This window comes from Betaproteobacteria bacterium (assembly GCA_016709965.1).
Classification (GTDB): Bacteria; Pseudomonadota; Gammaproteobacteria; order Burkholderiales; family Rhodocyclaceae; genus Azonexus; species Azonexus amarohabitans.
Genome location: JADJLT010000001.1, coordinates 884,972 through 907,538 on the forward strand (window position 1 = coordinate 884,972; position 22,567 = coordinate 907,538).

The following is a 22,567-nucleotide window of genomic DNA, read 5'->3' on the forward strand; positions in this document are numbered from 1 at the left end:
GCTATTTCTCCTGCTTCTTCAGCAAGACTACGCTGGCGATGGTCAGCAGCGGAATGAAGGCGGCCAGTGCGAGCAATGACTGCCAGAGGTCGGCGAAGCCCAGCCCCTTGGTGAAGGCACCGCGACAGATCAGGATGAAATAGGTCGCCGGATAGCCCTGCCCAATCCAGTATCCCACCCCTTCCAGGGCCTCGACCGGCGTGGTCAGGCCGGAGAACTGGATGGTCGGCAGCATGGTCACGATGGCGGTGCCGAAGAGCGCCGCAATCTGCGTTTTGGTGAAGGTGGACATCAACAGGCCGAGGCCGGTGGTCGCCGTGACGTAGAGCAAGGCACCCAGCGTCATCGCCGCGAAGCTGCCCTTGACCGGCACGCCGAATACGAACACCGCCTCACCCATCATCAGCAGATAGCTGGCCATGCAGACGGCGATGTAGGGCAACTGTTTGCCGATCAGGAATTCGAGCCGCGTCACCGGCGTCACGTACAGGTTGGTGATCGAGCCCAACTCCTTTTCGCGAACCACGCCGAGCGCCATCAGAATGGCCGGAATGAGCAGCAGGAGCAGCGGGATGACCGCCGGCACCATGGCATAGACGCTCTTGAAATCCTGGTTGTAGCGATAGCGCGATTCGATATTCAGCACCTGTGCCGGATCGTCGCCGGTCGCCTCGCGTACCCGCTGGCGAACGTAATCCCTGTGCACACCTTCCATGTAACCACGTATCGTCTCGCCGCGAAAAGGCATGGCGCCATCGACCCAAACACCGACTTCCGGATTGCGACCACGTCGCAGGTCACGGCCGTAGCCATCGGGAATATCGATGGCCAGCGACACCTCGCCGCTCTTCATGCGGCGATCGAGATCGGCATCGTCGGCCAATGCCGGGCGCTGCACGAAATAGCGCGAGCCGGCGACATTGGCGATGTAGTCGCGGCTCTCCGGGCTCTGATCGCGGTCAAGTGCCGCGAAGCGCAGCCCTTCGACATCGAAGGATAAGCCATGCCCCAGCACGAACATCATCACCACCGAGCCGAGCAGGGCGAAGGCCAGCCGGATGCCATCGCGCCGAAGTTCCAGCGCTTCGCGGTAGGCATAGCCGAGCAAACGACGCAGGCTGAAGGCGGAGGGTTGCTGATCGGCGGCGCCACGGGTAGAAGCGAGCGTCGGCGCACCAGCAGGAATTTCGGTTTTTGGCGCTTTTTCCGGGTTGACCGCGGAAGCCTGCCCGCTGACGCCGGTTGCCTCCTCCAGATAGCTGATGAAGGTTGCTTCCAGTGTTGCCTCGCCCCGCGTCTTGCACAGCCCCGCCGGCGTATCACTGGCCAGCACCTTGCCGGCGTGCATCAGCGAAATACGGTCGCAGCGCTCGGCTTCGTTCATGAAGTGGGTCGAGATGAAAATGGTCACGCCCTGCTGGCGGGACATCTCGACCAGCAAGGCCCAGAACTCGTCACGCGCGACCGGGTCGACGCCGGAGGTTGGTTCGTCAAGAATCAGCAGCTTCGGCTCATGGACCACGGCTACGGCCAGCGACAGGCGCTGGCGAATGCCCAGCGGCAAATCGCTCGCCGCCTTATTGGCATAAGGTTCCAGCCCGAAGCGCGCCATCAGTTTGGCTATGCGCGGGCCACGCCGGTCGTCCGGCAGGTGAAAAAGTCGGGCGTGCAGATCGAGATTGGCCGCTACCGTCAGTTCGCCGTAGAGCGAAAACGATTGCGACATGTAGCCCACCAGCTTGCGCGTCTCAAGGTCGCGCGCATTGACCACCTTGCCGAACAATTTGGCCACGCCTTCGGTGGGCGGCAACAAGCCGGTCAGCATTTTCATCGTGGTCGTCTTGCCGCATCCATTGGAACCGAGGAAGCCAAAAATCTCGCCGCGCTCGATCTTGAAACTGACGTGATCGACCGCCGTGAAATCACCAAAACGCTGCACCAGCCCGTCTGCCTCGATGGCGTAATCGCCCTCATCGCCAACCCGCGGCGGGATCACCAGCGCGTGGTGGGCCTGCCGGCGCGCCTCGGGCAACAGCTCGATGAAAGCGGCATCGAGGGTTTCCTGCCCCGTTTTCGCCAGCAACTCGGCCGGCGTTCCGGTGCCGATCACCGTGCCGCCATCCATCGCCACGAGCCAGTCGAAGCGCTGGGCCTCTTCCATGTAAGCAGTCGCCACCAGCACGCTCATGCCGGCCCGCCGGGCGCGGATGCTGTCGATCAGCTCCCAGAACTGGCGGCGGGAGAGTGGATCGACGCCGGTCGTCGGTTCGTCGAGAATCAATAAATCAGGATCGTGAATCAGCGCGCAGCACAGCCCGAGCTTCTGCTTCATGCCGCCGGACAGCTTGGACGCCGGGCGATCGCGGAAAGCCTCAAGGCCGGTGCTGGTCAGCAGTTCGGTAATGCGCTGCTCACGCTCACGCTTGCCCTGCCCGAACAGTCGGCCAAAGAAATCGACGTTTTCAAAAACAGACAGTGTCGGATACAGGTTTTTGCCCAAGCCCTGCGGCATGTACGCGATGCGCGGCTGCACCGAGGCGCGAAAGCGACGCTCGCCAATATCGCCGCCGAGCACCTCAACTTTGCCCGACTGGATCATCCGCGCCCCGGAGACCAGGGCCAGCAACGACGATTTGCCGACGCCATCCGGCCCGATCAGCCCGACCATGCATCCCGCCGGCAGCGAAATATCGACCGCCTCCAGCGCCACGACGGCGCCATAGCGGTGGCTGACTACAGTCAATCGGGCGACCGGCGCGCGGTCCATGGGGATTTACTTTCCGTTAACCTGCAGATTGGCGGGCCAGGCAGCACCTGCATCGACCTTCACATAGGCGACACCCGGCATGCCGCCCTTGGCCAGATCGCGGTGCGCTGCCAGCCAAGCTGCATCGGGCTTGACCTTGAGGCGGAACATCAGCTTTTCGCGCTCGGTGCGCGTCTCCACCTCACGCGGCGTGAACTGCGCCTTCGGTGCAACGAAACTGACACTGGCGGGAATCGCCTGCCCTGGCAGCGCGTCGAGCACGATGCGCGCCTCGCCGCCCAGCGCCACCTGCCCGGCCTTGTCGGTCGGCAGGTAGATGCTCATGAACATGTCGGACAAATTCACCAGCGTCAGCGCCTTACCACCCGCCGCCAGCACTTCGCCCGGCTCGGCCAGTCGGTACAGCACACGGCCGGCAATCGGTGCCTTCAGGGACGTATCGTTCAGCGTCACCCGAAGACTTTCGGCCTTGGCCTCGGCCGCCGCCACACCGGCATCGGCCTCGCCCACTTTGCCGCGTGCCTGAGCAATGCCGGCCATCGCGCCTTCCATGCCAGTCTTGTCCACATCCAGCTTGCTGCGGCTGATGAAACCACGACCGACCAGATCTTCGGAACGTTGCAGTGTCTTGCCAGCCAGCGACACGTCGGACTGCGACTTGCGCACCCCGGCGCGCGACTGATCTACCGCCCGCTGGGCCTGCACAATCTGCGCCTCGGCAGCCTGCAACTGGGCACGCAGATCATCGGCATCCAGTCGGGCCACCACCGCGCCGGCCTCGACATAATCGCCCTCGCGCGGCCCAAGTTCACTCAAGCGCCCGGCAACCTTGGTGGCGACATCAACCTCTACCGCCTCCAACCGACCGTTTCCGGATGCCAAACCCGCCGGCAAGCCGGCCGGACGCTGCAAATAAAGGTAAAAACCGATTGCTGCGGTCAACCCGAAAATAAGGGCAAAAACCAAAATCTTGCCAAGACGGGAACGGTTCATGAGGCACCCAATTCTTTACTGACCAATGAGTCATTATCTGATTGGATTATAGACTCTCATGCAGAATCCCGACACCGCGAATGTCTGTGATCCCCGAAATATGCCCTGCCATCGAATGCTGGATCGGGCGATGGGTATCAGGCGCTATCCTGTCACTTCTGACGCGGCGAACTGACCGTTCGAACGGTCACAAAAACCTTCTCTTCGCCACGTTGAACCAAGAGCGCAAGCGGCCCTTCCGCCCCCCCGGCGACGGCGCGGGCATGCTCTACGGAAGACAGCGGTTTGCCGTTGATTGAGAGCAGCACATCGCCTGGTTGTATGCCCGACTCTTTTGAAGAACCGCTGACCGCCTCGACCAACAAGCCCGACGCGGCACCGATGGCCAGGCGCTCTCCAGGCTGCAATAACCTGAGCTCCATACCGAATACGCTCTTCTTTGCCTTGTCCTGAGCAGGCACTTGTGAAGCAGTCGCAGTACCGGAGTCGCCCAGTTTGGCAATCAGATGCTTCATCTGCCCGTCGCGCCAAACGTCCATCTCCATCTTCTGACCCGGGACACCCATGGTAACCAGCGTGGACATGTCGCCAGAAAAGTTGATCGGCGCGCCATCCACTTTCAGAATGACATCGCTCGGTTGCAAGCCAGCGTTGGCGGCCGGGCTGGCTGGCCGTACTTCCAGAACGATTGCGCCCATCGGTTTCGGCAGTTTGAACGCATCGGCCAGCGACTGATCGACCTCTTGAACCGAAACGCCCAGCATGCCATGCGAGGCGTGCCCGGTCTTGGTGATCTGCTGCTGAACCTTCAGTGCCAGATCGATCGGAATTGCAAAACTCAGTCCCTGAAAGCCACCGGTACGGCTGTAAATCTGCGAGTTGATCCCCACCACTTCACCGCGGGCATTGAATAGCGGCCCGCCTGAATTCCCTGGATTTACCGCGGCATCTGTCTGGATGAACGGCACACCGCTGCCATCCGGCAATGACCGCCCTTTGGCGCTAACCACCCCCGCACTGACGCTATTTTCAAAACCATAGGGCGAGCCGATGGCCAGTACCCATTGGCCCACCTGCAATTCGGCCGGATTGCCGATGGCTACTGCGGGCAGATGATTGGCATCGATCTTGAGTACGGCAATATCGGTGCGCGGGTCGCTGCCCAGCACCTGGGCATGGAACTCGCGCCGATCCGTCAATTTGACGACGACGTCCCGGGCGTGGGCGATGACGTGCGCATTGGTGAGGATCAGGCCGTCCTCGCTGACAATGAAGCCCGAGCCCAATCCCCTGACCGGCACTTGCATGCTTGCCCCGGAGCCGCCAAATTGCTCCTGGAAGCGCCGCAGAAACAGCTGCATCTGGTCGGTATCCGCTGAGCTGCTGTCATTGCCCGCCGCGCCGGCCGCGCCGGAACCGGCTGAAACCTGGCGCATGCCGCTAATACTGATGTTGACGACGGAGGGACCGTAACGCTGTGTGATCAGGGAAAAATCAGGCACGCCCATGCTTGACACCAACGCGTCCGGGCCACGCACAGCAGTGACAGTTTGCGTTTCAGCGATGGCCGCTGAGGTCATAGCACCTGCACCCAGCATGCTCAGCACGGAAAAGATAGCGGCTGCGGTCGGGTTTGGCGCATGCGCACCTGAAGGACGAATTTTCATAATGTGGATCCGGCAAGAGATCCGTTCATGCTACCCGGTTTTGCCGACACTGCCCGAATAGCCAAGCCTGAAAAGTACTTCAGTACAGGGCGAGATGGCAACGCGGGAGGCGAGTCGATACGGCTCGCCTGTTGCCCTCAGTATTGCTTCAGCTGTTGAGTCCTCTCTGGGCAAAGGCGCTGCCCGACTCGGGTTTGGTCAAAGGATGACGGTAATTTCCTCGCGGCGGACCAGGTCCTGTTCCATTTGCAGGCCGTCCATATCGAGGGCATCGTGGGCTGCCAGCAGGCCGATTGGGTGCCCGGCGCGATCGACGACAGGCAAATGACGGAAACCACCTTCATACATCAGATGCAGCGCGTGACCGAACGGCTTGTCCGGGCCGACCGTCCGTGGTTCTTTGGTCATCACCGAAGCAACCGTGGTCTGCGCTGGATTGCAATCGCCAGCCACCACACGGAAAACGATGTCGCGCTCCGTGCAGATGCCGACCAGATAGTTGTTTTCGACGACGAGAATGGCGGACGAGTGCCACTCCTTCATGATGATTGCGGCATCACGAACCGAGGTGTTGTGAGTGGCGGTAGGAAAGGCCCGTTGACCTATGACTTCGCTAACTAGACGATTTGGCATGTTTGCTCCTCTTTTCTTGGTTAGGCCGCTTACGACCAAGTAAGTGTGACTGACGACGGCAACTAAAGTTCTATACAAATTCGCCTGGAATACTGGCTGATAACGGGTGCTGGCGTCAGGAGAGTTACGGACGCCGGGCAGTCGAAACATTTGAAATTCGGGCAATTTTTCCGGTTGACCGCAGCACCTCCGATTTGCCGGTGATCCCAATCGAGCGGAGCCATTCGGGCAACAAAATGCCCAAATGTCCCGGCGCCCGTCGATAGCCGGCGCAGCGTCGCGGCACCAACCACCCGGCCTAGTGCCGACCGCCCGAATATCGTCCCGGAGCAATGACATTATTCGGATCGAGCGCGGCTTTCAGACGCTGATGCAATTCGGCCTGCTCCGAGCCCTCATCTGCGCCGATCAGGTCCATGTAATCGACGCCCAGCCGGTACGGCGGCCAGCCGCGGCGCAGGCCGGCGGTGACGAGGTCGCGGTAGCAAGCTCTGGCCCGGGCGACCTCCGCCGAATTGGCCGGATCGAAGAGCAACGGAATGGTGGCCGACAAAACACGGGGTGAGCGTGAAGTGACCGCCAGCAGCGAATCGAAACCATGGCGGGCCAGCACTTCACCCATGATTTCGCGGTAACGGCGCACGGCCTGCGGGGTGAATGGCAGCAAGGGGGCGTACCACAGGATGCCCTGCCCATCCCGCGCCGGATGCGCTGAAAGATCGAGCGGCCGGGGATTTTTTTCCAGCGCGTAGGCAATGCGCAGGAAGGCGGTGATCGGCACCCCTTCGACGGTACCCAAAGCATTCACCAGCGAACCAAGGTGACGACGCAGGCTGGGGAAGAGCCGACCTGGCAGCATCTTGAACAAACGTTGCAGCAGACGAACTTCATGCGTACTGAAGCTCCAGATACGGCAGCCTTTGACGCGGCGCCGAATGTCACGCACGGCGCCCTTGACCGCCTGGCTTGAGCCATACAGCGTCCCCAGCGCCGTCCAGCTCGATATTTTGCGCCGCGTTGCTTCGCTGCTCAGGTAATCAACGCGCTCGACGCCACGACGCGACGTGGAGAGTGGCGCATCGGGTTGGGTGGCGAGGATGCGGAAGTCGTTCATCATGATGATGCCGCCAATGCCGGGAATATCTTCGACGATACGATTGAGCGCGGTCTGGCTGGCCTCGAATCGCTCGTCCGAAGCCCATTCGAAAATGAGAATGCGGCAATCCTCAGGCACGCGCGCCAGTTGCACGGTGGCCTGGGTAACAACACCAAAGCTGCCCTGCCGCAACAAGCCGCCCCAGTACGGGCCGGTACCGACGCGCCAGCGTTCAGCCAGGTCACTACAACTCAGATCCTTGTAGGCATGACGAAATGACTGGCCGTTACCCCAGAAGCCTTCGAGTTCTGAGACTGCTTCAAAATGATCTACGATGGGCGTCAGGCCATAGCCGCCATCCAGCGCGTTGCCAAGGATATTGCCGTTGGGGCCGACACCGGTGGTTGGCACCAGCAGGCGGGCGCCGGCACGTGCGATGGCCTGCTCCAGATCGTGCTGGCAAACCCCCGGCTGGATGCGCGCCACGGCGGCTTCGGTGTCGATCTCGATTTGTTTCAGCGGCGACATGTCGACCACGACGCTCCCCGATTTGACCGCTTGCGCCGTGCCATAACCAAAGTTGCGGCCGCCACTGATCGGCCACAAGGGCACGCTGTGGGCGTTTGCTGCCGCAATGATGCACGGCACGGCGGAGACCTCGGTCACGCGCAGCACACCAGCCGGATAACGCGTGGCGCCACCTGTGTCCGGACGATAAGGTTCAATCTCCTGCGCGCCATCCAGTACTGAAATACCGGGAACATGGCGCAGTGATTCATAGAAATTACTCAGCATGACAAACTCCTGTGGTTTAAAAAGGAGTCGTCATGAAATACGAAAGCAACAATATTTCAACTGTCATTCGAAAATTCCGGATTCATGGGTTTGCCTGGTGAAAAATCACCAAGTTTTCTTACCGGGCCGGGAATAATGTCAAATGTGCTAATCTGCACCGGCATTTTCTGATATACCCCTTGCCCCAACGCTTTCCGAGCTGCACGACATGACCCATCCCGTTGAAACCGCCTACCTTGGCCTGGCCCCCTTCCTGCGGCTGAACATCGCCGGCAGTGATCTCCGTCCCATTGCTCAGGCTCTGCTCGAAAAGGCGGAGCAAGACCAGGAAAATGCGTATCTGTGGATGAATCTTTCCACCGCTTTCTTCTGCATCGGCCAGCGGGAGCACGGTTTGCTGATCCAGCAACAGGCTTTGTGCATGCAGCGCTCATTCCGGATTGCAGCAGCCACTCAACCTGCCCGCTTTCGACTGTTGGTCCTGATGGTCGCCGGCGATATTTCGGAAAACACGCCGATTGATTGCCTGCTCGAAGGCAGCGACATTGACCTGCTGTATTACTACGCCACGGCAGATGCACCGTTGCCTGAGGACATTCCCGAACACGATGCACTGCTGGTCGCCATTTGCGACGCCGAAGCCAATCACCCGGTCCTGAAGGCGCTCACCCCGCTTCTGGCGCATTGGCCCACGCCGGTCATCAATGCCCCGCAACACATCACCAACACCGGACGCGACAGGGCCAGCGACCTTTTGCAGCACGTAGACGGCCTGCTCATGCCACCGACCCGTCAGCTGGATCGTGCAGCGCTGCAAGCGCTTGTTCGGGGCGACTCTCTGATCGACGAGGTATTTGACGGCTGCAAATTCCCCATCATCCTGCGGCCGGTCGGCTCGCATGCCGGCCGTGATCTGGACAAAATCGACGACCTTCAGGGAGTCAGCGCGTATCTCACCAGGGTTCCCGAGCCATCCTTTTTCATATCCCGCTTCATCGACTACAGTGGCACGGACGGACTGTTTCGAAAATTCCGCATCGCCCTGATCACCGGCCAGCCCTTTGCCTGCCACATGGGCATCTCGTCGCACTGGATGATTCATTACCTCAATGCCGGGATGTACGACGACGCCAACAAGCGCGCCGAAGAGGCACGCTTCATGGACAGCTTTTCCGAGTTTGCCGAGCGCCACAAGACGGCGTTGGCGGCGATTTATCAGCGCTCGAAAATGGATTACATCTGTATTGATTGCGCCGAAACGCCAACCGGCGAGCTGCTGATCTTTGAAATCGACCATGCCATGGTGGTGCACGCCATGGACCCGGAAGACCTCTTTCCCTACAAGCAAATACACATGGGCAAAGTCCGGCTGGCTTTCGAGGACTTCCTGTTCAGCCTGAATACCGAGGCACGCTGAATGAGCCAGTCACCAACAAACCGCCTCAATGGGCTGAATTTTTCCGGCGGCCCCGGTGTGCTGCCGGAAAGCGTACTGCGTCAGGTGCAGGAATCCATCCTGAGCGTGCCGGAGGTGGGGCTGTCCATTCTCGGTATCAGCCATCGCTCAGACTGGTTTGCCGCAGTGGTCGCCGAACTGGAAACGAACGTCCGCAGCTTGCTCGGGCTCCCTGAAAGCTATCACGTGCTGTTCCTGCAAGGCGGCGCGACGCAGCAATTTTCGATGTTGCCGATGACCCTGCTGGCCGGCAAGGCGCACCCGGCCGATTACCTGCACACGGGTTACTGGAGCGGCAAGGCGCTGCCCGAAGCGCGGCGCGAAGGCCCGGTGCGCGTCGTGTGGAGCGGCGAGAGCTGTGCCTTTGGACGCCTACCCACCGACGAAGAACTCGATTTCCACGCCGATGCGCCGTACATCCATTACGTCTCGAATGAAACAGTCGAGGGTCTCCAGTTTCACCGGATACTCGGGCGCGATGACGTGCCGCGCATCTGCGACATGTCCTCCGACTTTCTATCCGCCCCCGGCAACTTCGACCGCTTTTCGATGATCTATGCCCATGCGCAAAAGAACATAGGGCCCGCCGGCGTCACCGTCGTGGTCGTCAAGGATGAACTGCTCAAGGACGCCCCCGGCGACCTGCCCGGCTTTCTGGATTACCGCACCCAGATCAACGCGCACTCGATCTACAACACGCCGCCCGTATTTTCGATCTACGTCGTGTTGCTGGTCACCCGCTGGCTGCGCGACGAAATTGGCGGTCTGGCCGCGATGGACGGCATCAACACGCGCAAGGCCGAGACCCTGTATCAGGCGCTGGATGACAGCAAGGGCTTTTACACGGGGCGAGCGGCCCGCATCGATCGCTCCAAGATGAATGTTTCCTTCAACCTGCCGACGCCGACACTGGACGCAGCGTTTGCCACCACCGCCCTCGCTGCCGGCTTTTCCGGCCTCGCCGGCCATCGCAGCATCGGCGGCATTCGTGCCTCGCTCTATAACGGCCTGCAGTTACCGGCCGTCGAAGAACTGGCAAATTTCATGGCGGACTTCAGGACGCGCCACCGGTAAATCAGCCCGGCGCGGCAACGCTCCTCAGGCTTCCCTTGAGTTGTAGATGTGGCCGTGACTGGCCAGATAAAAATCAAGGACATCGGCCGCCTGCTGGCGCTCAACGTCAGTCATCACCTCAATGCCTCGCTCCCTGAGCGACGCAGCCCAATCGCCTGGCTTGGGGCCTTCGTCGAACCCGATTTTTCTGGCATCACTATCCTCAGCCCCAGTGACCACCCGCCGAACCCCCGACCACGGAATGGCGCCAAAACACATCGCACAAGGCTCGGTGCTTGCAAACAGATCGTGGCTCGGCAATGCCTTGCCGCCTAAATCGTAAGTAGCCAGCTTCTTTTGGGCGATGGTAATCGCCACCATTTCCGCATGCAGTATCGACAGCCGCTGCGTAGTGACCACATTTACTGCCAGCGAGACCAATGTCCCTGATGCGGACTCGAATACGGCTGCAGCAAAAGGCCCCCCGGTCTTCTCAACAATATTCTGGCGCGCCGCGGCGATAACGAAAGCCATCCGTTTTGAGAGATCTGTTGTGGCCACATAGGATTGAGAAAAAGCCTCGATCCATTGCGGTTGAACTATTTCAATGCCATTCGGTTGCTTGAACATGGATAGGCGCCGTTAAGGGAAGGCTTACAAGAAAAAATCACGTGTGCTGAAACAAATGCCAAAAAATGCGACCGCGGCCAACAAAAGCAACGAGGTCTTGAAGTATGGATCGCCCTTGGGTCCCGCCAAACGGTCTTGATTAAATCGGTCGGTAAGTCTATGCGGCTGATTCACGATCAGCTTGTCCTCGAATGCCTTTGCAATCGCAGCCGACTCATTGATGAAACGGCTGAACATTGAAATCTTGAGAACATATTGGATCGCCACGACGAACGAAATCACGTAGGAAATCAGCACGATCCAATGGCCAAAGTTTTGAGGATACGGGGCTGGCAATGGATGTTCGACAAGATACTTCGATGCGGTAAGAGCGACGCCGATAAAAGTACTGCACAGCGTGAGCCCTGAACTTGCCGATTGCAGACGAAGGCTGTCGGCACCCTGCAATGTCGTTCTGACGATCCGGTAATACTCGTGCTCTTCCTTGGTACCTGTGACCAGTTTTTCAGAAAAATCGCTTCCGCAATATCTGCACTTTTTCGCAGCGTCCAAAATTTCTTCCGCGCAGCTCGGGCAAGGTTTCATCACCCACCATCCTTAAAGCAAAACTTCAATTCAAATAGCAGCGTTCAGAATCTCATGTAACAGAATTTCGTTAAGCCTACATGGGGCCAACTCCAATGGCAACGCGCCATCAGCAAGTGGGAAGCATTGTCAAAGAGGCACCCGAGACTTGGGAGACGGATTGTTTGCCATACGAAGCTTCGCTATGCTTGCGTCCGCGTCGTCGCGCCACAGGAATCACCATGTTTTACATCGTTGAGAGCAGCAAATCATTTTACGAAGCCACCTTCGATCTGGCGCCTACCATTCAACGCCTTGGCTTTGTCGTTCTGGCTACCCACGATCTCGGCGAGATGCTGCAACGCAGGGATATCGAGCTCGATGACGATTGCCAGGTCTTCGATATCTGCAACTACCGCTACGTTGAAAAGCTGCTCGCCACTGATATGCGCCTCAGTCTGACGCTGCCCTGGCGGATTTCGGTATTCACCGAAAATGGCGCCACCAAGATAGGTGTCAGCCGGCCGGACACGACGGGTGAGAATGCGGAACTGGCACGTGTCATGGCGGAGATCGAGAGCAAACTGGTCATGATCGTGGACGAGGCACGCTAACCCAAAAATCGTCCCGCGCTAAACAGACACCCTTGTTCCTGCTTAGCGATTACGTGGCTGTTTGCGTGATTCATTCCAGCGGATCTTCCTTGGGAAGCACCGCGACTTCAAACCAATACTCCCTGAGGCGAGAAATTGCCTCGACAAAGCCCGCCATGCTGACGGGCTTCTGAACATAACTATTGGCACCTTCTGCATAACAGCGCTCAATGTCCTGTTCGGCATTTGAGGTCGTGAGAACGATGACCGGTATTTTTCGCCGCGTCGGGTCTGACTTGAGGACATGCAATACCTCTCGTCCATCAGTCCCTGGCAGGTTGAGGTCGAGCAATATGATGCCGGGGCTTCGCACCGTGTCCAAGGCAGCAAACTCTCCGCGATGATATAGATAGTCCAGAGCCTGGTCGCCCGTCACACAGCGCTTGATGGGGTTGCGCAGACCAGACTTCTTGAAGGCGCGCTCCGTTGCAAAGAAATCGTCATCGCTGTCTTCAACGATCAAGATGGTTTGGCTAGGGTTCAGTTGCATCAGAGGGCTCGACTCAAAGTGAAATGAAAAATGGTCCCTTCGCCAGGAACCGACGTCAGCCAGATGTTGCCGCCATGTTTTTCGATGATCTTTTTAACAATAGTCAGCCCGGCCCCCGTACCGCCACCATACCGGTTTTGCTCATGCAGCCGTTTAAAAATACGGAATACGTTCTCCTGATGCTGAAGCTCAATGCCGATTCCATTATCTCGCACATGAAAGACAGGGGGATTGGTCTTGTCGTCGCAACTGATTTCGACGATCCGCACATCCTTGTCGTTGTATTTGGCGGCATTGACAATCAGGTTTTGCAGCACTTCGCCGATACGTATGGCGTTGCAGACAAGCACCGGCAATCGCCCAGTGCGCTGCAGGTCAACGTGGTGTTCGATCAGGAACTCCGCCAGATCTTCGACGACATAATCCAGCAGGCGGTCGAGATCAACCGGCTCGGCCACAAGTTCGGTCTGGCCAATCCGCGCGTAGGTGAGTAGCGCATCCAGCAAGGCGGTTTGGCGCTCGGCGAGTCGCTGAATGCGCTCGATATAGCTACGCCCCTGACTATCGAGACGGTCAGCGTAGTCCTCCGCCAGAAAGCTGGCGTAGTTGTGCATGCCTCGCAGCGGCTCTTTCAGGTCGTGGGAAGCGATGTAGGCAAATTCGTCCAGTTCCCGATTGCTGCGCTCCAGGTTCGCCACAGACTTGGCCAATTCGACTTGGGCTGATTCGCGCTCCAGCATTTCAATGCCAAGCCGGTGGTTAGCGTCGGCCAGCACTGTTTTTTCTTGCTGCAATGCCTGTTCCGCCCGTTGCCTGGCATCTGTTTCACGCACGAGGCGCCAGATACCCAACCCGAGCAAGACCAGCAAGGCCGTGGCCCCCAGCGTGATCGGTAGCCAGGCATCACGCAACTTCCGGGTCATTTCACTGGATGAGAGATGTGCAACCACCATCCATTCCACCGGATTGACGTTGGCAGCATGCTCTGGTGTAACGGTGACCCTTTTCCAGAACCACAAGCCGGTATCCGTTTCGCGCTGCCCTTCGCGGATCGATGAAATTACTGTCCAGATTTCCGGATAGCGCGTGCCAAAAGTATCCGCTTTCCCCAACATGAAACCCCATTCGTCGTCGACGCTGGGACTGCTCAGCCAGTAGCCGTCAGCATTGAGGAGAAGCAGGTTGGCGCCCAGTGCATGAACGGCAAATTTATCCAGCATGTGGTGCGCAGAAATATTCAGGATGAACAGGCCGTTGGGCGTGCCGTCGCGGCGGAAGACACGCATACCGAGGCGAATCATCGGGTGATAGGGCAACTCGATCCGGCCATGTTCAACATTGAGATCTAGAGGCGACACAAAGACTTCGCCAGCTTTCTGTTTCAGGGTGTTACGAACGTAATACCGATCGCTCTTATCTTGGAGCTCGCTCAATGGGAGCACCCGACTGTCACCATCTGCGGCACGCTCTACTCTGACGCGTTCCATGCCGTCATCACCGATCCAACGGATCTGCGCATATTCAGGGTTGCGCGAGAGCAAGGAGCGGAAAGCGCTGACCATCTGGGTAAGGTCGGCAGCGCGCTGCGCGTCAACGACGTCCTGCACGATCTTTTCCCGTTGCGCCAGGCTTTGCAGATGATTGATCGGTCGGGAAACTTCATGCTCCAGCGCATCGCTGCCCAACTGCACGCTAATCCTTTGCGGAACGGCAAGCTCGCTCTTGATCTTCTCCGAAATCAAAAAAGCAAACAGCGCTGCTACAGCAACGATCATGGCTGCAATCGGGAGAAACCAGGAAGCAAACCTCCTGAGCTTCCTTTTTTTGCGCCCAACCGCATCGGCCAGAACACTGACGTTGGCTTCACGCGCGGCGGATTGCTGGAGCATGATGTGCGGCTTTGGCGCCCTACGACTGACTGGATTCGGTGATGCGGTTCAACACCCCGATATGGCTCTCAAGAACATTAATGTCGTTCCGAATTGCCGAGATAGTCAAATTGGCCAGAAACTCCTCACCGTCCTGACGCCGAATCCATAACTTGCCCTGCCAAAAATCTGTCTGACTGACGGCTTCTGACATGGCTTTGAAAAAGCCGGCATCGTGTCGCTCCGATCGCAGAATCTTCGGGTTTTCATTGTGCAACTGCTCCGCCGTATACCCCGTCAAGGCGCAATACGCCGGATTGGCCGAGACGATGTTGCCGAGCGGGTCGGTCACGACAACACCATCGGTGATATGGCGCAGCACGCTCTTCGCCAACCTGATTTCCTGCTCGGCATGACTTGCCGTGACGCGCGCCTCTGACTCATGCAATGCGCGCCTGATGGCCCACTTCAGTATCTTGCCGTGAGCGCCAAACATGTCCTTGACGTAAAAGTCGACGGCCCCCGCCTTCATGGCTTCAACGGCAATGGAAACATCGTTGGCCCCGGTCAGAACGATGACTGGCGGCGAGTTGGCAGTGTCAGCAATTTTGCTCAGAAAATCGATACCGGTGCCATCTGGCAGCCGAAAATCAAGGAGAACCACATCTGGCTTGGACGTTGCCAACAAGGCCAGTCCACTGGAGACAGTCGCTGCCTCGATCAGTTGCCAACCAGTCTCTGCCAAGGCACGCTGACAAATAATTCGATCATGTTCGTTATCGTCAACAATCAGCACTGTTTTAGGATTCATTTCAGGAGTTCCGCCTGTTGGTTCATGAGGAGAGGTCGAGCCAGCGCTCGCGCGGCCACACGAGCGGATCAACGCAACTTTTCGCCAACTGTTGTGTTTGTGACCTGTTTCTTACTAACGGGGAATAGTAACAAAGACAAAGTCGGTGCTGATAGCTGGATTTTTCCCCTGCGCCATGCGTCGCCAGCGCCTGATGGACAATTCAGCAGCAATCCTGGTTGCTACGGTCAACCGGAAAAAAGGCGCAAAAACAAAATGTCCATCAGGCCGTCACTAACCGTTCCCAGTCTGACAGTTGAGGATTCCGGCAGAGTAATTGCAGTAATTCGAAGGCGGCCTGCAGGTTGCCTTCAGCCGCAGCACTGAGCGGTTCGCCCAGTTCGAACTGCTCGCCGCAAACGCAGAGCACAAAGGCCGGCGGCGGTTCGGTTGACTCCGTTTGCACAAAAACCTGCAACACCGCTTCCGGCGGGAGTTCATGCGTCGTGTAGGCGACGCCGGTAGCCGGGGCAATGCGCCGAAAGGTGTATGGCCCCGGGGTGCGGGCACCGGCGTCGATAAACAGCGCCTGTTGGCGGCCCTGCAAATCGAGTACGTGTTCGATTTGCAGCTGGAAGTCTTCGATCAGCTCGAACTGATCGGACAAATTTTCATTTTTGAGCCATTTTTCCAGTTGACCGCAAAGCACCGGCCCAATGGCATCATCGCCGCGGCTGGGGTTGCCGACGGCAAAGACGACGACCGGCGCACTCATCCGTCGCGGCTCAGCGAGTGAACAACCTGCCCTTCGACATCGACCAGCTCGACTTCCAGCGGCATCTTGCCCAGCGCATGCGTGGCGCAGGACAGGCAGGGGTCGAAGGCGCGGATGGCGACTTCGATGTGGTTGAGCAAGCCCTCGGTCACTTCCCGCCCATGCAGGTAGCGCCGGGCAACGTGACGGATGGCTTCGTTCATCGCCTGGTTATTGTTAGTGGTTGAAACGATCAGGTTGGCCATCGTAATCAGGTCGTTTTCATCAACCCGGTAATGGTGGAACAGCGTGCCGCGCGGCGCCTCGATGACGCCAACGCCCTCCATCCGATGCTCGCCCTCGACCATCAGGTCATTGCCCAGCAGATCATCGTCGTGCAGCAACTCCTTGATCACCTCGGCGGCGTGCAGCATTTCAATCATCCGCGTCCAGTGATAGGCCAGCGGGGCGTGCATCGGCGTGCCGCCGGCGTAATCGACGAATTCCTTGCGCTCGTGCTCGGCAAACGGGGTCGAAATCTGGTCGCAATTCTGCACGCGAGCCAGCGGGCCGACCTTGTACCAGCCGTGCTCCTTGCCCAACGACTTGAAGAACGGGAACTTCATGTAGCTCCATGCCCGGACTTCTTCTTCGATGTACTTGTCGTACTGCTGGTAATCGACGCCGTCGAAGATCATCTTGCCGTTGTCGTCGCGGGCACGCAGCGTGCCGTGGTAGAAATCAAGATCGCCGTTATGACCGACAATGGACATGAAGTTTGAGCGGAAAATGCCGAAGCTGTTGTACAGGCCGGGGTCCTGCGTATGTACTTTTTGAATCAGGTGCACCGCATCGCGTGACCACTGGATGATGTGATAAACATCCTTGAGCAGTTCATCGCGCTCGGCAATTGTCAGCGACTTGTTCACGCCACCCGGCACTGCGCCAGTGCCATGCACGCGCTTGCCGGCCGTGACGCGAATCACCTCCTGGCCGAAGCGACGCAACAGCACGCCACGCTTGGCGGTTTCCGGGTGCGCCATGGCAACGCCGACGATGTTGCGCTTGGTCACGTCGCTGTCGAAACCGAAGAGCAGGTCTGGCGAACAGAGGTGGAAGAAGTGCAGCGCATGCGATTGCAGCATCTGGCCGTAGTGCATCAGGCGACGCAGTTTTTCGGCCGCCGGGGTCAGTTTTTTGGCGCCAACGATGATGTCGAGCGCCTTGGAAGCGGCCAGGTGGTGCGATACAGGGCAGATGCCGCACAAACGCTGGACCATGACCGGCACTTCCCAGTACGGCCTGCCCTGGATGAATTTCTCGAAGCCCCGGAACTCGACGATGTGCAAGCGAACCTGATGCACCTTGTTCTGATCATCAAGCAGGATCGTCACCTTGCCATGTCCCTCGACGCGGGATACCGGGTCGATCGCCACGCGGCGCAGGGTTTCGGGGTGGGCTGCAGTTTCCAGTTGGTAGGTCATGTTCTACCTCAGTCGTAATGCATTAAACCGTGGCCCAGCTCGGGCTCACGGCCAGCCAGAAGGTCCATCAGCACCTTCCAGATGGCGTCAGCCGACGGCGGGCAGCCAGGCATGAAGTAATCGATCTTTACCACCTCATGAATCGGGTGCACCTGATCAAGTGGCAAGGGCAGCTCCGGATCATTGGGAATCATGCCGTTGGCCAGCCCGTGGCTGGTGTGATAGACCTCTTCGAGAATGGTCGTCAATGGCAGATGGTTGCGCTGAGCCGGCAGACCACCGTTGATGGCACAGGCGCCCATGGCAATCAGGATTTTGCAGTTCTTGCGAAACTCGCGCAGGACATGCACGTTCTCGGCATTGCACAATCCCCCCTCGATGATGCCGATATCGCAATCTGGACTGCAATGCTTGATATCAGTCAACGGCGAGCGGTCGAACTCGATGTGTTCGAGCAGCGTAAACAGGCGCTCGTCGATGTCGAGGAAAGACATGTGGCAACCGAAACAGCCCGCCAGCGAGGTGGTAGCGACCTTCAGTTTTTTAGCGGCAGTCATCTCAATGCCCTCCCGTATCGGCATTGCTTACGCCGATGGGTGCCTTGTCATAGGTACGCTCGCCAATCGGCACGGCAAAACCCCGACGTTTCTTGAGAATGACGCCGACCGGGCAAACCTGTGCGGCCTTGTCAGTCAGCGAAAAATCAGTGTCGGCGAGCTGGCCGGACTTGGCATTGACGATCAGGTGGGTCGTGATGCCGCGACCTGAAAGCCCGAAGACATTCTTGCCATCGACATCGCGGCTGGCTCGCACACACAGCGAACAGAGGATGCAGCGGTTGAAGTCGAGCAAGACCTCGGGATGCGACGCATCAACCGCACGATTCGGGAAAAAGTGATCGTAATGCGGCGACATCATGCCGAGATGATAGGCCGTGGCCTGCAACTGGCAATCACCACTCTTTTCGCAGGATGGACAAAAGTGATTGCCCTCGACAAACAACATTTGCGTTAGCGCCCGACGCTCGGCGTTGATTTCTTCGGTCTCGCTCTCGACGACCATGCCAACCATCGCGCGCATGGTGCACGACGCCGTCTGCCGGCCATTGACCTTGACGGTGCACAGCTTGCATGAGCCGTGCGGCTTGAATTCCGGATGGAAGCACAGGTGCGGGATGAACACACCGGCCTGCGTGGCCGCCTGCATGATGGTTTGCCCCTCCTCGAAGGGAATGGTTTTGCCGTCGAGGGTAAAGGTATGGCTCATGCTGCACCTCCATGTTCGGTTGCCAAATGCGCCCCGGCATCGTCGCGGCCGGTCATCTGCCGCGCCGCCGAGAGCGCGCGATCAAGGTCGAAGGCTGGCGTGAAGTCCTGCTGCATCATCCGCTGGTCGTAGTAGGGCCGGAATTTGGCGATGGTATCGAGCACCGGGTTGCAGGCAGTGTGGCCCAGACCACAGTGGCTCATCGACTGCAGCAAGGTGTTTAGCTTCTCGATTTCGGCAAAATCGTAAGGAGAACCGGCACCGTTGTGCAGTTTGTCCATCAGGTTTTTCAGTAACGAGGTGCCGACCCGGCAAGGGGTGCAGAAGCCGCAGCTTTCATGCTGGAAGAAATGCACGTAATTGCGCGCCACCTGGAACATGTCGCGTGTCTTGTTGAACACGGTGAAGGCACCGGCCGTCGGGATGTCCTCGAAGCCGATGATGCGGTCAAATTCGTCTGCCGCCACGCAAACGCCGGACGGCCCGCTGACCTGTACCGCCTGGGTGTCTATCGCACCGCAATCTGCCAGCACCTGCCGGACGCTGACGCCGAACGGGTATTCATAGATGCCGGGACGTTCGCAGTCACCGGACACCGACAACAACTTGGTCCCGGCCGAATGCTTGGTACCGATGGCGGCGTACCACTCGCCACCCTTGAGCGCGATCAATGCGGCGGCAGCAAAGGTTTCGACGTTATTGACGATGGTGGGCTGGTCGAGATAGCCGTTGGTCACCGGGAATGGCGGCCGGTTGCGCGGCGTACCGCGCTTGCCTTCGAGCGACTCGATTAGCGCCGACTCTTCGCCGCACACGTAAGCGCCGGCCCCAAGATGAATTTCGATATCGAAATCCGCCCCCGGCAATCCAAGGATGTCCTTGCCGAGCAGACCTTCGCGACGACGATTGATCAAAATTGCGTTGAGGTGATCCAGCATGTAGCGATATTCGCCGCGGAGGTAGACGAAACCACGCGTCGCACCAATCGCATAGGCGGCCACGGTCATGCCTTCGAAGACCATTTCGGGACATCTCGACAGCAACACGCGATCCTTGAAGGTACCTGGCTCGCCCTCGTCGGCGTTGCAGACAACGATACGCTGGTGACCAGGCTTCAATTGTGCGTTGCGGCAGGCTTCCCATTTCAAGCCGGTGGTGAAGCCGGCGCCGCCACGGCCACGCAGGTTGGCCCACTTGATTTCATCGAGCGTCGCGGCCGGGCCACCGATACCGCTGGGCAGGCCTTCACGCCACGAACGCATGTTGGATGAATTCAGGCCATCGCTCGGCGCACGCGCACGGGCTGCCAACAAGGCGTCGCCGGGCTTGAAGTCGGCATTGAGCAGGATGTCGGCCCGGCGGATGTTGTCTTCAATTTTGAAATAGGCCGGCGGCCAGTCGGCCAGCGGTATCTTGTTGCGGATCAACTCGGCGATTTCGTCAATGCGTTCGGCGGTCAGGCCGGAAATCGCGTAATTATTGACCAGCATGCCCGGCCCCTGATCACACAAGCCGGTACAGGCTGTCTTGCCGACGCTGACCAGACCGTCTTCCGAGACCTTGCCACGCTCGACCCAAAGATTGTTGCAGAGACGCTCCATCATCGCCCGGTTGCCCTGCATGCGGTCGGTAATGTTGTCGGAAAACAACACTCTGTATTTGCCGCGCGGCTCGGTGTAAATGAAGGAATAAAAGCCGGCGACACCTTCGATTTTGGTCCGCGGCACACCGAGCACTGCCTGCATTCGGTCGATGGCTTCGGGTGGTATCCAGTCACAGGCTTCCTGCACCTCACGCAGGATCTGGAGCAGACAGGTTGGATCGCGACGATAACGCGTCATTACCCGGTCAACAATCCCGACCACCCCTTCAGCATGCATTTGATTGAATCCCACGACAATCTCCAAAATTGTCCATGACTTCAAAAGACTAGCACCTGAATATTTAGTTTTATTGTCCAAGGTCAACAACTGGACATTTGTCACACTCACGAAAATAAGAATGTGCAACAATGGTGTTGCGTTGCAGCATGAACAAAAACACCGCAGCATGGTCAAGTGTGTTTAGTGATTGACGCATCGCAACACTCCTTGACCTAACATGGAAGGAAAAACAGCATGAACACAATAAATGAACAATCCCCGCTGGTGCAGGCCGGCAACCATCTGCCGCTGGCAGGTAAAAAGGGATTGATAACTGGCGTCGCCAACGACAAATCGATCGCTTTCGCAGTAGCCAAGGCCATTCGCGCGCTGGGCGGTGAAATCGCCTTGACCTACCAGAACGACAAGACCGCCAAGTACACACAACCGCTGGCCGAAGCACTGGGCGCCAAGCTCTTCCTGAAACTTGACGTGACAGAAGAAGGCAGCCTTGAGGCCGCCATCAAGCAATGCGGCGACGAATTCGGCGAACTCGACTTCGCCATTCACTCGATGGCGTTCTGCAATGGCGACGACCTGCATGGCCGCGTCATCGACACCACTGAAGCCGGTTTCGACTCGGCCATGAACATTTCCTGCCACAGCTTCCTGCGCATGGCCAAGGCGATCGAACCCCTGATGGCCCACGGCGGCTCGCTGATCACCATGTCCTACCTCGGTGCCGAGCGCGTCGTTCGTAACTATGGCGTCATGGGCATCATCAAGGCAGCGCTTGAATCGGCCGTCCGCTACATGGCCTACGACCTCGGCCCCAAGGGCATTCGTGTCTTCGCAGTGTCGCCAGGCCCGATCATGACCCGTGCCGCCTCTGGCATCGCCAACTTCAACACCCTGCTCGAAAACGATGCTGCCAAGGCACCGCTTGGCCGCACCGTGACCATTGACGAAGTGGGTGCCCTGACCGCCTTCCTGTGCACCCCCGGTTCATCGGGCATGACCGGGCAGACGATCTACGTCGACGCAGGCGCTCATATCGTTGCCTGAGGCTTGGCCGTAGCGATTGCTGCGGTCAACCGGAAAAAAGGGCTAAATTTCAAATTGGCGGGCGCTCTGCCCGCCAATTTGAAACGATTTCGGAGAACTCGATGCCTGAAATTGATGGACTACTCCCTGATCCCGTGCCGGATCACACCCTGTTGCGTGGCCGCAAGGAAATCGGACGCGGCGAAAGCACCATCGTGCTCGAAGGCGATACTGTCGATGGCCACGAACGCGTATTCAAGGTGCTTTCATCGCCAACTGACTACGCCTACTACACCGCCGACGATCGGCCGACCGGCCAGCATTTCCCCATCGTCTACGCCGACCACGGCACCGTTGGCCGCTCCAGCCGCGGCTTCCCGTTCCATATCGTCGAAGTAGAGCGGCTCTATCCCTTGCCGGGCATCGGTGACGCCGCCGAAGTGGCAACCAAGCTATCAACCTCGTATTTCGACGCCTGCATGATGTGGCGCAATCTGGCCCAGGACATGGGACGCATCGCCCTGCATCATCTGGTCGTGACCCCGATGGGTTGGACGGATGCCCTCAAGGAGTCGCTGAAGGCCGTCGAGGATTTTTCGACGGAATACGGCGCCCTGCCCGACCTGATCAAGGCCGACAACCTGATGATGCGCAAGGATGGCACGCTGGTTTTCTCCGATCCGGTCTTCATGGAATGAAGCA

20 protein-coding genes are annotated in these 22,567 nt (G+C 58.6%); 5 read left to right on the top strand and 15 right to left on the bottom strand.

Annotated features, from left to right (window positions below; genetic code table 11):
• Position 1 precedes the first annotated feature (1 nt).
• The 5 genes from rbbA to IPJ12_04485 form a co-directional block, all read right to left on the bottom strand.
• Positions 2 to 2,767 (bottom strand): ribosome-associated ATPase/putative transporter RbbA, encoded by a 2,766-nt coding sequence (gene rbbA, locus IPJ12_04465; protein MBK7646421.1) that lies wholly within the window; start codon positions 2,765 to 2,767, stop codon positions 2 to 4.
• Between the two features lie 6 nt (positions 2,768 to 2,773).
• A complete protein-coding gene (locus IPJ12_04470) occupies positions 2,774 to 3,760 on the bottom strand; it encodes an efflux RND transporter periplasmic adaptor subunit (protein MBK7646422.1) in 987 nt (328 codons plus the stop codon).
• 152 nt (positions 3,761 to 3,912) lie between these two features.
• On the bottom strand, positions 3,913 to 5,427 hold the full coding sequence (locus IPJ12_04475) for a Do family serine endopeptidase (protein MBK7646423.1): 1,515 nt from the start codon (positions 5,425 to 5,427) through the stop codon (positions 3,913 to 3,915).
• Between the two features lie 198 nt (positions 5,428 to 5,625).
• Positions 5,626 to 6,060 carry a CBS domain-containing protein gene (locus IPJ12_04480; protein ID MBK7646424.1) on the bottom strand — a complete coding sequence of 145 codons (435 nt, stop codon included), beginning with the start codon at positions 6,058 to 6,060 and terminating at the stop codon, positions 5,626 to 5,628.
• Between the two features lie 298 nt (positions 6,061 to 6,358).
• Positions 6,359 to 7,951, bottom strand: a complete 1,593-nt coding sequence (locus tag IPJ12_04485; protein ID MBK7646425.1) for an FAD-binding oxidoreductase — start codon at positions 7,949 to 7,951, stop codon at positions 6,359 to 6,361.
• A gap of 208 nt (positions 7,952 to 8,159) precedes the next feature.
• Between IPJ12_04485 and IPJ12_04490 the strand changes: the two genes are divergently transcribed.
• Both IPJ12_04490 and IPJ12_04495 read left to right on the top strand, forming a co-directional pair.
• Complete coding sequence (locus IPJ12_04490; GenBank protein ID MBK7646426.1) at positions 8,160 to 9,368, top strand: hypothetical protein; 1,209 nt, start codon at positions 8,160 to 8,162, stop codon at positions 9,366 to 9,368.
• The gene (locus tag IPJ12_04495; protein ID MBK7646427.1) at positions 9,369 to 10,481 is read left to right on the top strand and encodes a phosphoserine transaminase; all 1,113 of its coding nucleotides are present in this window, start codon (positions 9,369 to 9,371) and stop codon (positions 10,479 to 10,481) included.
• Between the two features lie 24 nt (positions 10,482 to 10,505).
• Here IPJ12_04495 and IPJ12_04500 read toward each other — a convergent pair whose 3' ends face one another.
• On the bottom strand, positions 10,506 to 11,090 hold the full coding sequence (locus IPJ12_04500; protein ID MBK7646428.1) for a nucleoside deaminase: 585 nt from the start codon (positions 11,088 to 11,090) through the stop codon (positions 10,506 to 10,508).
• Between the two features lie 24 nt (positions 11,091 to 11,114).
• Entirely contained in the window at positions 11,115 to 11,675 is a 561-nt protein-coding gene (locus tag IPJ12_04505; GenBank protein ID MBK7646429.1) for a hypothetical protein, read from the bottom strand.
• A gap of 95 nt (positions 11,676 to 11,770) precedes the next feature.
• Between IPJ12_04505 and IPJ12_04510 the strand changes: the two genes are divergently transcribed.
• The gene (locus IPJ12_04510; GenBank protein MBK7646430.1) at positions 11,771 to 12,268 is read left to right on the top strand and encodes a DUF302 domain-containing protein; all 498 of its coding nucleotides are present in this window, start codon (positions 11,771 to 11,773) and stop codon (positions 12,266 to 12,268) included.
• Positions 12,269 to 12,338: 70 nt separating this feature from the next.
• Here IPJ12_04510 and IPJ12_04515 read toward each other — a convergent pair whose 3' ends face one another.
• The 8 genes from IPJ12_04515 to IPJ12_04550 form a co-directional block, all read right to left on the bottom strand.
• Positions 12,339 to 12,797 carry a response regulator gene (locus IPJ12_04515; protein MBK7646431.1) on the bottom strand — a complete coding sequence of 153 codons (459 nt, stop codon included), beginning with the start codon at positions 12,795 to 12,797 and terminating at the stop codon, positions 12,339 to 12,341.
• A complete protein-coding gene (locus IPJ12_04520) occupies positions 12,797 to 14,686 on the bottom strand; it encodes a hypothetical protein (GenBank protein ID MBK7646432.1) in 1,890 nt (629 codons plus the stop codon). Before IPJ12_04520 ends, IPJ12_04515 begins: the two co-directional genes overlap by 1 nt.
• A gap of 19 nt (positions 14,687 to 14,705) precedes the next feature.
• A complete protein-coding gene (locus IPJ12_04525; GenBank protein ID MBK7646433.1) occupies positions 14,706 to 15,476 on the bottom strand; it encodes a response regulator in 771 nt (256 codons plus the stop codon).
• Positions 15,477 to 15,738: 262 nt separating this feature from the next.
• Positions 15,739 to 16,230 carry a hydrogenase maturation protease gene (locus tag IPJ12_04530; protein MBK7646434.1) on the bottom strand — a complete coding sequence of 164 codons (492 nt, stop codon included), beginning with the start codon at positions 16,228 to 16,230 and terminating at the stop codon, positions 15,739 to 15,741.
• Complete coding sequence (locus IPJ12_04535) at positions 16,227 to 17,693, bottom strand: Ni/Fe hydrogenase subunit alpha (protein ID MBK7646435.1); 1,467 nt, start codon at positions 17,691 to 17,693, stop codon at positions 16,227 to 16,229. Before IPJ12_04535 ends, IPJ12_04530 begins: the two co-directional genes overlap by 4 nt.
• An 8-nt stretch (positions 17,694 to 17,701) precedes the next feature.
• The gene (locus IPJ12_04540; GenBank protein ID MBK7646436.1) at positions 17,702 to 18,250 is read right to left on the bottom strand and encodes an NADP oxidoreductase; all 549 of its coding nucleotides are present in this window, start codon (positions 18,248 to 18,250) and stop codon (positions 17,702 to 17,704) included.
• A gap of 1 nt (position 18,251) precedes the next feature.
• Entirely contained in the window at positions 18,252 to 18,959 is a 708-nt protein-coding gene (locus IPJ12_04545; GenBank protein MBK7646437.1) for a (2Fe-2S)-binding protein, read from the bottom strand.
• The gene (locus tag IPJ12_04550; protein ID MBK7646438.1) at positions 18,956 to 20,839 is read right to left on the bottom strand and encodes an NAD(P)H-dependent oxidoreductase subunit E; all 1,884 of its coding nucleotides are present in this window, start codon (positions 20,837 to 20,839) and stop codon (positions 18,956 to 18,958) included. The genes IPJ12_04545 and IPJ12_04550 overlap by 4 nt, the downstream gene beginning before the upstream one ends.
• A 237-nt stretch (positions 20,840 to 21,076) precedes the next feature.
• On the opposite strand from IPJ12_04550, the gene fabI reads away from it, so the two are divergent.
• Positions 21,077 to 21,886 carry an enoyl-ACP reductase FabI gene (gene fabI, locus IPJ12_04555; protein MBK7646439.1) on the top strand — a complete coding sequence of 270 codons (810 nt, stop codon included), beginning with the start codon at positions 21,077 to 21,079 and terminating at the stop codon, positions 21,884 to 21,886.
• Positions 21,887 to 21,987: 101 nt separating this feature from the next.
• Complete coding sequence (locus tag IPJ12_04560; GenBank protein MBK7646440.1) at positions 21,988 to 22,563, top strand: hypothetical protein; 576 nt, start codon at positions 21,988 to 21,990, stop codon at positions 22,561 to 22,563.
• Positions 22,564 to 22,567: the final 4 nt, after the last annotated feature.

Bases quoted from the DNA above. Each gene is read 5' to 3' on its own strand.
- IPJ12_04470 (MBK7646422.1), bottom strand. From the start codon at position 3,760: ATGAACCGTTCCCGTCTTGGCAAGATTTTGGTTTTTGCCCTTATTTTC.
- IPJ12_04535 (MBK7646435.1), bottom strand. From the start codon at position 17,693: ATGACCTACCAACTGGAAACTGCAGCCCACCCCGAAACCCTGCGCCGC.
- IPJ12_04500 (MBK7646428.1), bottom strand. From the start codon at position 11,090: ATGTTCAAGCAACCGAATGGCATTGAAATAGTTCAACCGCAATGGATC.
- IPJ12_04550 (MBK7646438.1), bottom strand. From the start codon at position 20,839: ATGCATGCTGAAGGGGTGGTCGGGATTGTTGACCGGGTAATGACGCGT.
- IPJ12_04530 (MBK7646434.1), bottom strand. From the start codon at position 16,230: ATGAGTGCGCCGGTCGTCGTCTTTGCCGTCGGCAACCCCAGCCGCGGC.
- IPJ12_04560 (MBK7646440.1), top strand. From the start codon at position 21,988: ATGCCTGAAATTGATGGACTACTCCCTGATCCCGTGCCGGATCACACC.
- IPJ12_04525 (MBK7646433.1), bottom strand. From the start codon at position 15,476: ATGAATCCTAAAACAGTGCTGATTGTTGACGATAACGAACATGATCGA.
- fabI (MBK7646439.1), top strand. From the start codon at position 21,077: ATGAACACAATAAATGAACAATCCCCGCTGGTGCAGGCCGGCAACCAT.
- IPJ12_04490 (MBK7646426.1), top strand. From the start codon at position 8,160: ATGACCCATCCCGTTGAAACCGCCTACCTTGGCCTGGCCCCCTTCCTG.
- IPJ12_04475 (MBK7646423.1), bottom strand. From the start codon at position 5,427: ATGAAAATTCGTCCTTCAGGTGCGCATGCGCCAAACCCGACCGCAGCC.
- IPJ12_04485 (MBK7646425.1), bottom strand. From the start codon at position 7,951: ATGCTGAGTAATTTCTATGAATCACTGCGCCATGTTCCCGGTATTTCA.
- IPJ12_04520 (MBK7646432.1), bottom strand. From the start codon at position 14,686: ATGCTCCAGCAATCCGCCGCGCGTGAAGCCAACGTCAGTGTTCTGGCC.
- IPJ12_04510 (MBK7646430.1), top strand. From the start codon at position 11,771: ATGGCAACGCGCCATCAGCAAGTGGGAAGCATTGTCAAAGAGGCACCC.
- IPJ12_04540 (MBK7646436.1), bottom strand. From the start codon at position 18,250: ATGACTGCCGCTAAAAAACTGAAGGTCGCTACCACCTCGCTGGCGGGC.
- IPJ12_04495 (MBK7646427.1), top strand. From the start codon at position 9,369: ATGAGCCAGTCACCAACAAACCGCCTCAATGGGCTGAATTTTTCCGGC.
- IPJ12_04515 (MBK7646431.1), bottom strand. From the start codon at position 12,797: ATGCAACTGAACCCTAGCCAAACCATCTTGATCGTTGAAGACAGCGAT.
- IPJ12_04480 (MBK7646424.1), bottom strand. From the start codon at position 6,060: ATGCCAAATCGTCTAGTTAGCGAAGTCATAGGTCAACGGGCCTTTCCT.
- IPJ12_04545 (MBK7646437.1), bottom strand. From the start codon at position 18,959: ATGAGCCATACCTTTACCCTCGACGGCAAAACCATTCCCTTCGAGGAG.
- rbbA (MBK7646421.1), bottom strand. From the start codon at position 2,767: ATGGACCGCGCGCCGGTCGCCCGATTGACTGTAGTCAGCCACCGCTAT.
- IPJ12_04505 (MBK7646429.1), bottom strand. From the start codon at position 11,675: ATGAAACCTTGCCCGAGCTGCGCGGAAGAAATTTTGGACGCTGCGAAA.